This is a genomic window from Anaerococcus lactolyticus ATCC 51172, from assembly GCF_000156575.1.
Classification (GTDB): Bacteria; Bacillota; Clostridia; order Tissierellales; family Peptoniphilaceae; genus Anaerococcus; species Anaerococcus lactolyticus.
The window spans coordinates 1-1373 of record NZ_GG666065.1 but is presented as its reverse complement, the minus strand read 5'-3'; the positions used below and the strand labels follow the sequence as shown (position 1 = coordinate 1373).

Annotated in this window: 1 protein-coding gene; it reads right to left on the bottom strand. The window is 30.2% G+C overall.

All coding sequences use genetic code 11. The features are described from left to right. Positions 1-185: 185 nt before the first annotated feature. Complete coding sequence (locus HMPREF0072_RS10250) at positions 186-1355, bottom strand: IS110 family RNA-guided transposase (protein ID WP_039931474.1); 1170 nt, start codon at positions 1353-1355, stop codon at positions 186-188. Positions 1356-1373 lie beyond the last annotated feature (18 nt).

The window sequence follows — 1373 nt, the reverse complement described above, 5'->3', positions numbered from 1 at the left end:
GAAAGACTAACTATTAAAAGTCAAGAGATAAAATGCTAAAAATATAAGAATTGATATTGATAAAAACTGAATAAAAATAAGCATGAAAAAATACCCTAGAGTTTAAGAATTTAAAAATAGGGTTAGCAAGGTTTTTAACCTTAAAATTGTAATTTTTCAAAAATCAGTTCGCAATAAAACAAAAACTAATTTTGTACTTGATAAGGTTCATCTTTAATAAGGACAGCAAAAATAGTATGACAAAGCTTTCTAGCAACAGCATTGGTAGCAACTAGATGATGTTTTCCTTCACTAATCTTTTTTTGATAATAATCTGAGAAAACAGGATCACAAAATTCAGCTCTAAGAGCAGATTGAAACAAAGCACGTCTAAGGTATGGAGAACCTCTTTTACTCATATGATTGTAAGTAGATTCATATTCTCCAGACTGAGAAATTCTAGCATCCAAACCAGCATAAGCGACAAGTTTAGAAGGATTAGAAAATCTTTTAATATCACCAATCTCACCTAATATAGTAGCTGCATTAACAGAACCGATACCTGGAATAGTAGTAATTGGAGAATTAAGTTTTTCAAGTAAAACCTCAATTTCATTCTCAACATTAGAAACCTGATTTTGAATAAAAGAAATTTGCTCAATAAGCATTTTGATTTGAAGACTAAAAGAATCCAGGCATAAATTAATACCAAAAGAAGAAGAAGCCTTTTTAGAAAGCTCATCAATCTTCTTAGAAGCATAGTTTTTCTTAGAAACAGATTCAAGAAAAGTATTCAAATCATCAGAATTAATATCCTCAAAATCAGAAGGAGTAGAGAAATTTGAAAGAATTTCCTTAGAAGTCTTCCCAAAAATATTACTAAAAGAAGAGGCGTATTCAGGAAAAACTTGATCTAAAAGTGCAATAGTTTTTCTTTTAAGATCGCCAATTGAAGAAATGAGGTAGGACCTAAATCTGGAAAGATTTCTCAAAGACAAATAATCTTCATTAGAGAGTGAAGTCTCAACGAAATCTCCATATCTAAGAAGATCAGCTATTAAAAGAGAATCAATAATATCAGTTTTTCTCTTTCTAATCTCAATGCCTTGTCGCCAACCGTCAGTTTGGATTGGATTGATAACACGAACTGTAAAGTTTTTTTCAACAAGATATGAGTATAGAGATAACCAATAATGACCTGTAGCTTCCATCCCAACTTCGAGTTCATTTTTGAAAGCTTCTAGTTTAAGGATTAAACTTTCAGCACCATCAATAGAATTTGAAAAAGAAAAAGCCTTAAAAATAACCTTTTTCTTGTCATCAACTAATGAAGCAACATGAGTATTTTTGCCAATATCGATACCTAAATAAAACATTTGAACCTCATAAAAAAG

What these genes read in the sequence shown, in the direction of transcription:
- HMPREF0072_RS10250 (WP_039931474.1), bottom strand. Translation starts at nt 1,355, where the DNA reads ATGTTTTATTTAGGTATCGATATTGGCAAAAATACTCATGTTGCTTCA.